Source organism: Gemmatimonadota bacterium, assembly GCA_026706345.1.
GTDB lineage: Bacteria > JAAXHH01 > JAAXHH01 > JAAXHH01 > JAAXHH01 > JAAXHH01.
In genome coordinates this window covers 43,329-50,593 of sequence record JAPOYX010000014.1, presented here as the reverse complement: position 1 = coordinate 50,593, position 7,265 = coordinate 43,329, and the positions used below count along the sequence as shown (strand labels likewise).

10 protein-coding genes are annotated in these 7,265 nt (G+C 54.3%); 9 read left to right on the top strand and 1 reads right to left on the bottom strand.

Going from position 1 to position 7,265, the window contains the following annotated elements:
* The 9 genes from OXG98_01425 to OXG98_01385 all read left to right on the top strand — a co-directional run.
* A partial coding sequence (locus tag OXG98_01425) for a M91 family zinc metallopeptidase (protein ID MCY3770674.1) occupies positions 1–615 on the top strand: 615 nt, incomplete at its 5' end.
* A gap of 357 nt (positions 616–972) precedes the next feature.
* A complete protein-coding gene (locus OXG98_01420) occupies positions 973–1,476 on the top strand; it encodes a hypothetical protein (protein ID MCY3770673.1) in 504 nt (167 codons plus the stop codon).
* A 214-nt stretch (positions 1,477–1,690) separates the two neighbouring features.
* Positions 1,691–2,173, top strand: coding sequence for a hypothetical protein (locus OXG98_01415; GenBank protein MCY3770672.1), 483 nt, complete (start codon positions 1,691–1,693; stop codon positions 2,171–2,173).
* A gap of 298 nt (positions 2,174–2,471) precedes the next feature.
* Positions 2,472–2,708: a hypothetical protein gene (locus OXG98_01410; protein MCY3770671.1), complete on the top strand. Its 237-nt coding sequence runs from the start codon at positions 2,472–2,474 to the stop codon at positions 2,706–2,708.
* Positions 2,686–3,000, top strand: coding sequence for a hypothetical protein (locus tag OXG98_01405; GenBank protein ID MCY3770670.1), 315 nt, complete (start codon positions 2,686–2,688; stop codon positions 2,998–3,000). Before OXG98_01410 ends, OXG98_01405 begins: the two co-directional genes overlap by 23 nt.
* A 30-nt stretch (positions 3,001–3,030) precedes the next feature.
* Positions 3,031–3,438 (top strand): hypothetical protein, encoded by a 408-nt coding sequence (locus tag OXG98_01400; GenBank protein ID MCY3770669.1) that lies wholly within the window; start codon positions 3,031–3,033, stop codon positions 3,436–3,438.
* Complete coding sequence (locus tag OXG98_01395) at positions 3,435–3,893, top strand: RHS repeat protein (protein MCY3770668.1); 459 nt, start codon at positions 3,435–3,437, stop codon at positions 3,891–3,893. The genes OXG98_01400 and OXG98_01395 overlap by 4 nt, the downstream gene beginning before the upstream one ends.
* Positions 3,894–4,399: 506 nt before the next feature.
* Positions 4,400–4,624, top strand: a complete 225-nt coding sequence (locus OXG98_01390) for a hypothetical protein (GenBank protein ID MCY3770667.1) — start codon at positions 4,400–4,402, stop codon at positions 4,622–4,624.
* 107 nt (positions 4,625–4,731) lie between these two features.
* Positions 4,732–5,535: a hypothetical protein gene (locus tag OXG98_01385; protein MCY3770666.1), complete on the top strand. Its 804-nt coding sequence runs from the start codon at positions 4,732–4,734 to the stop codon at positions 5,533–5,535.
* 151 nt (positions 5,536–5,686) lie between these two features.
* Here the strand turns inward: OXG98_01385 and OXG98_01380 are convergent, their stop codons facing one another.
* On the bottom strand, positions 5,687–6,817 hold the full coding sequence (locus tag OXG98_01380) for a hypothetical protein (protein ID MCY3770665.1): 1,131 nt from the start codon (positions 6,815–6,817) through the stop codon (positions 5,687–5,689).
* Positions 6,818–7,265 lie beyond the last annotated feature (448 nt).

Sequence of the window (7,265 nt, the reverse complement as noted above, 5' to 3'; positions counted from 1 at the left end):
GACGAGTATCCGGGGATCAGTCCCTATGTCTATGCCGCCAATAATCCGCTGAAATTTGTGGATCCGGATGGGAACAAACTGCGGTTTGCTCCCGGCAGTTCAGTAGAATTCCGAAAGCACTTCGCTAGTGCGGTTCAATACCTGAACAAGCACAAAAGATCGGCTCGGCTAGCTCGTTTGGAAAGGCATGAGTCGATTGTCTACATCGCAGAAACTCCTGGAAACAGTGGCTACAACTCTGATACCAAAACTATATTATGGAACCCGCTGATGGGGATCAAAACCACCAGTGGTAACCATCTCTCGCCAACAACAGTATTGGATCATGAAGGAGCCCACGGTGATCAGGATATCCATAACCCCGAACAGTACGCAAAAGATAGGAAGACTGACGCTGGGGCGTATTCGAATAAAGAGGAACAAAGGGTTATAACCGGACCCGAAACCAAAACAGCGAGGGCATTTGGCGAAGTCGGTCCGAATGAGTATACACGACATGACCATCATGGAAAGGCGTTTATAGCGAAAAGTCCAACTTCTAATCTTTCTGTTACTGATTATGAACTAGAGCCTATTGAAGTAATCGGCGAACGGGAAGAAGATCCTGGTCCGTAAGAGATTGGCTGATTGCAAGACCAATTATGAAAGGTTCACCAGCTATTCACAATAGTAAACTATACTGGGAGTCTGCGCGAACAGATGAATCAAAGATGCCCCTATCCATTCAACAACATATATCTATTAGATAGTGTTTCAGCGAACTGGTGTATCCGATTTGATGCGCAGACTCCTGGTTTATCTTGTCTAACGTGATTACAGTTCGAATCAATGCTTTGACGGGCGAGATACTTGCGGTTTTATCGATGGCGTTCGATGAAAACATACCACACTACAGGGGCGGATACCGGTTGTAAACATGGTTTTTGAACAGAATTTTAGAGGCCAGTTCATCTTCGGATTGGAGTAAGATCAATGTGTAAGTCACCGATTTGTGGGGTTATCTCAGGTATAGTTCTTTTCAACGCGGTGCAACTTTCGTGCGCTCAAGAACACGACATCGCATGGGCAATTGATGAGTTTCTGCAGGATGAATTCGTGATTTACACCACTGTTGATTCTATCCCCGAACCGATAATCAATGCAATCCCGAAGACCAGTGATAGAGCAATAACCGTCATGGTTGATCCTGGTGAAGACTACAATGTAACAGATATTATAGACTACCCAGACCTGCCGTTCAGCCGCCTTATATTCGCAGGTCAAAGTGATAAGATCTGGTTTGTCTATTCCGAAGAAGGAGGAATTGGATTTCACATTCGGTTGCTCCTTTACGAATACTCTAATGGGCAGGTAGTACTTCGAAATGAGTTGGTTTTTTTTCAAAAAGCTCCTGATTTGGATGGACTCAGACAACTGATTGTTTCAGCAAAGGAGATTTCGATAACAGGATTTACCCTAAAAGTGCTAATGGACTGACACGCTGAAGAATACCTTGTTCAGCTTCCCAAGAATCAAGAAACTTACTCCAAAACTGTGCGATACAGTCGATTAAGCCGAGAGTTAGACTTAGGATGGGAGTAAACTGCAGAAAGTGACATGAGCTAAAAGACGTGATTCCTACCCTTGTGAATTTAACATGAAATTCAGATCAGAAACAGAAGTAGGAAGATATCCATAGCGAGGAATGGTTATGTTCAGGTACACCAAGAACTGTGTAATCTCAGGAATCCTGTTTTATGTTTCGACGCTCTTCTCGTGTGCACCGGCTCATGAATCCAAATGGGCAATGGATCTATTGCTGCAGGAAGAATTTGTCATTTACCATTCAGTCGTTTCAATCCCCAAGCCATTAATCGACGAGATATCCAGTCCTGACGATGTAATCGTCATTGCAGAACCTGATGAAGTCTTCAATAAAACAAATGAATTGGTCAATAACCTATCGCCTAGACGTTTGATATTCGCTGGCCAGAGTGGTAAACACTGGTTTATCTACTACGAACAAGGAGAGTGGCGACGCACCGATAACATACTGGCGCTGTTTGAACTCACTAATGAACAGGTGATCCCAAAGATTAAGCTGAGATTTAGTCATTCAAATAAAGTGCAGGATTTCACTTTACTAAAAGATCTGATCCTTTTAAACCGTGTAATGACGTTTAAGTCCAGTTGAACTAGTTGTTGATTTCCAGCTTGTATCAGGTTATAGTTTGCGAGGATAGTAAACAACAGAGTGGATAGACAAATAACACACGGTCTGTCTCCTGACGTAATCGCCAGCAGAAAACATGCCGCTAGAACACACCACCTGATAGTACCAACTTTGCAACGCCACCCAAAAAGTCACCTTCACCGTCTACGACGACTTCGGGCGCGTAACGCGCGGGGGCGAGGCGGCCCTCGCCTCCTCTAGCCTCGATCCCGAGAGTTCCTATCCCTTCGAGCGCGATGCCACGTCCTGGCGCAGCCGCATGACCTACGACGACGACTTTGTCGCAGGCGGCCCCAACTACGCCCAGAGGCGGCTTACCAGGGTCGAGGAGAACACCGACTCGGACGTGGTCGCCGCAGTCGCGCATTACTACGCCTACGACGGCGCGGGGAGGCTCCCACGGATGTGGGAGTCGCATGGGAATACGCTCACAGCATACACCGCAGCGGGCAACATCAAAACCCACATTGTGGGTGACAACGCGGGCAGAGGCTAGCGAAAACGACGTCGTCACCCAGACCGGGTACAACCGCGCGGGCAAGCCCGAAAAACTCCTCGGGCCGGTGCATCAGGCGCCTTCATACACCTACGGCGCACTGACCAGCGCCGCCGCCGGAAGCCGCATCACCACGACCGCCTACGACGACGATCCCCTCCTCAGGGTATCCCGCGTCATCCCGCCGGGGCATACCACAAGCAACGCCGTCGACACCCGATACGGGTACTGGGGCGCCGAGTCCGGTCGCGGACGATCCTACCGAACCGTCGACGACGAAAAGGCGTGCTGACCGCAACCGTATACGACCCCCTTCAGGCGCATGCGCCACGTCATCGCCGACTCGGCGGGCACCGCCGCCGCCACCCGCAACAACAAAACCTCCTACGCTTATGACGCCCTGGACAGGCTCACGTCCACCACCATGCCGGGCGGCGGGACTTCGTCCTACGCCTACGACACCCTGGGACGCATGGTCAGCAGGCATCATCCCGACGCCGACGCAGCTACGCTGTACAAATACGACGACCTAGGCAGAATGCGCTTTTCGCAGGACGCGCGGCAGAAGGCCGCCGGCACGGGCAACGCCACCGAAAAAGTCACCTTCACCGTCTACGACGCCTTCGGGCGCGTGACCCGCACGGGCGAGGCCGCCGCCACGTTCTCCAGCCTCGATCCCGAGAGATCCTACACCTCGAGTCGGACAACACCACCTGGCGCAGCCGCATGACCTATGACGGCGACGGTCCCAACTACGCCCAGGGACGCCTCACCAAAGTCGAGGAGAATACCGACTCGGACGCGGCCGCCGAAGTCACCCACCTGTACGCCTACGACCACCTGGGAAGCGTCCGCGTCAAGCAGGTGGAAATCGAGGGCCTCACCGGCGAGAAGACGCTCGAATACGCCTACGACCTGGCCGGGAGGATCACCAGGATCATCTATCCCGACGGCGCGCAAGCGCGTTATGCTTACGACGGCGCCGGGCGGCTCAGCCGCGTCTGGAATGAACAGGGCAAGACGCTGGCCGCCTACACCCACACAACGGCGGGCAACATAAGCACGCACGTTGTGGGCGATGCCATCGCAACCGGGACCTATGCCTACAACCCCCGCGAGTGGGTCACCGGCATCGACTATCCCGGCCGGTTCACCGTAAGCCAACAGTATGATGCCGAGGGATGATGCCATGCTGTTGAACCGTGTCATCCTTTCGCATCAGAGTTTCTACGGTGCCTGCAGCGCTTGAGTGCATCCAGGCAGAATCGTGCGAAGCCGGGATCCGTATCGGGTTGAAACGTGCTGTCCGGTTGATGCCAAGGCCCTATCTTCGGGTAACGCTCCGAAGAAGGGTTCGGACAACCGGGCAGCGCCCGCAATAGATCATAAACCTGCGCGTCGATCCTCTCATGCGCACGAAGACCGTAACGGCGTCCGGACAGACCGTCTCGTCCAGCGTCCGCTGTAGCGAGGGGACCTCACCCGGGTGCCCATGGAGAACCGCCACCGACGCCCACGGAAGGCGCGTGACCAGCCAATTCCACGAGTGTGGACGGCTCATCGCCGCTATCGCCGATTCGGGGGTAACGACAAGACGACTCGCTTCGCGTACGATGGCCTGATACGGCTGATCAGGCCCACCGTGCCCATGGACGACGTGACTCCCTACGCCTAACGCCGCCCACGGCGATATGGCCTCGAAGACGCAACCGGAAGCCGGCACCACATGGTACAGGTACGGCAGTCACTACAACCTGCGCTTCTCCCAGAACGCGCAGCAGACCGCAGACGGCAAGGTCAGCTATTTCACCTATGATCCCTTCAGCAGGATGATGCGCTCCGAAGAGGTGCCTGAGGTCTTCACTTCGCTCGACTCGAACGCGGTCTACGCCTTCGACACCGATGCGGCTTCCTAGACGATCCGGTACATCTATGATGCGGACGAGTCGGGCGCGACGGCCACCTGGACCGTGGGCTGTCCCGTACGGATTAAGCCGAATACCGATTTCGAGGCCGCGGCCCCGTGGCCCCGGGAAATGGGCCAGGCGGGCCCTGGGCCCGCGTCGAAATGGAGCTTGTGCCCTCAGGCAAGGTGAACGCATGGCTCTACGGCCACCGGGATACCCGGTTCAAGGGAGCATCGGCCTCGGTGGCCGTGCCCTCAGGATGGACGCCCACGTTCAAAGCCGAGGGCGAGACCGGAAACGGATACCTGGCTGGCCTCTACGTAGGACCGGCAGAGGTTCTTTCCAGCTCCTTCGACGGCCTGGCCCGCCGGATACAGACCCGCGCGCGGGCTGGTGAAAACGATGTCGTCACCCAGACCGGGTACAACCGCGCGGGCAAGCCCGAAAAACTCCTCGGGCCGGTGCATCAGGCGCCTTCATACACCTACGGCGCACTGACCAGCGCCGCCGCCGGAAGCCGCATCACCACGACCGCCTACGACGACGATCCCCTCCTCAGGGTATCCCGCGTCATCCCGCCGGGGCATACCACAAGCAACGCCGTCGACACCCGATACGGGTACTGGGGCGTAGAATCCGGACATGGCCGTTCCTACCGGACCGTCGACGACGAAAAGGGGGTAAACACCACCACCGTATACGACGCCTACGGACTGAACTGCCAGCCTCGTGATCGGGCTTTCGAACTCAGTGCCTTGGCCATATTCTCTGTTTCCCTCCTGGTGAGACTTCGAAAGTCTATACAAACATGTTCCGGAAAGGGGTCAGGGTCGGGCGCTACGGTAAGGTCAAGGTTCTCGCACTCCCGAACTGTAACAGCCAGTACACCAATTGAGTTTAAGCCCAGGATGTCTACGTAGTGCCGCCAGGTCGCTTCGGCGTCGATCTGATCGCCGTCATAAACGGACAGGCAATCACCATCCTTCGGAGTCGGCTTGAATGCTAGGGATGTTACGCGGCCTTCCTGTACCCAAGAGGGATGAACTTGGCGATGTAGCTTTGTTCCAGCGTTCATACTCCTACTTTCGCCATTGAACGGATTTCCGAAGCGATCCAGGCCCAGTCATTTTCGCTGTCCAAGTCCAACTCCCGCATATTGTCGACAGGGGTTTCCAAGTCCAATTGATGCCAGGCCGCCCGACGAGCGAGGAGATTTACTTCAAGACTGATTTCGCAATCCGACAGAGACCATTCCGCCTGCACACCGCCTTCGGTCGTCGGATAGAGATATGGCAAAGGCAAGTCTTCCGGATAGTGCCGGTCGAAACCGGCCGCCAACCAATCCAGTTCATCTGAACCGGGAGCCTTCCCATCTCCATCGAGCCATCCGTCTTCAAGACAGCGCAACTCGTCAAGACGACCATGGATGTCCAAAGGATCCAGACGGCTGACTTGCTCCACAGGTTCCACTCCTACCAAATGATCTTGTAGATTGAATTTCCCCATTCCCCGAAGAAGGACCCGAACCTTCCTTTGATAGCCGTTGAACGCCTCGAGAATGGTATCAATGTATTGGTCGAGAATAGGAACGGTGACCTTGCCTCCATCAAGAAGTTCCAACACGAACGTCCCCCCGTCCTGGTCTGCTTCAGGTATCAGACCACGGAGTACAACGTACCGGTCGGGTAGGGCTTCCTTAGACTCGAGAATCAATTTGTGCCGTGTCTCACAAGTCAACCGAACCGGTGTCGAGTGCTCGTCGGCTATCAACTCGATGTACTCGTCGTCGCGTAAGAAACGCCCTATTCGATTGAAGTAAACCAGTTCCTGTCGCCGCAGATGACCTGACGCCGGCTCCCCCTGGTTCACTGCCCCAATGGCGTTGACTATGGAATTACGGGCCTGTTCAAGGTAACGCGTGTTATGAGAGGGAAACATAAAGGGATGAGCTGAAGCATCGGACAAGGTGATTACAGGGACGGCGCTTCCCGCTTCTACGTCGGAGAGTTTCAGTTCAATACTGTCTTCGAATCCTTTGGGAATACGTTGACGTTCCGGATGGTCCTGGAGGAATCGCCATTTCGCGACCTTTTTAAGCATCTCTTCAAGGACTGAGAGATCCTTAAGAACTTCCAGCGGAATGCCACCGTCTTCGAAGCGTTCCCCACACAACCTGGGCCGCAGGAACTCGACTTCATTCATAGCCTGTCGTCCTTCTTGTACTTCAGTACTACCGAAAACGCGAAGACATTCGCCATGCAAGCATAACGTTGCTTATATCTAGAACGCACGTGTTGCTCTCCGGTTCGCGACCCGACCATATCCGCCTTCAGCGACGAAACCCGTCGTCGCCCGGTTTTCACGATTTGGGAACGTAAGTAATTGAAAACATTGGTATGTTTTGTCCAATGTACATCAACGGAAACACGACTGTCGAGTGGTTTCGCAATACGATCATCAACGAAAAGTGGAGGAAAACTACAGGGGCTGAGGTGCCATTGGTCGTCGGAACCAAGGGCGGGCCTTCCAAATCGAGCTTGATTTACAGGATATCTGCGATTTACATGAATTTGTACAGACAACACCGAATTCGCCCGGAAAGACACAGTTGCCCCGGAGAAACATAATCGCCCCCGGAGAGTCCCCAATG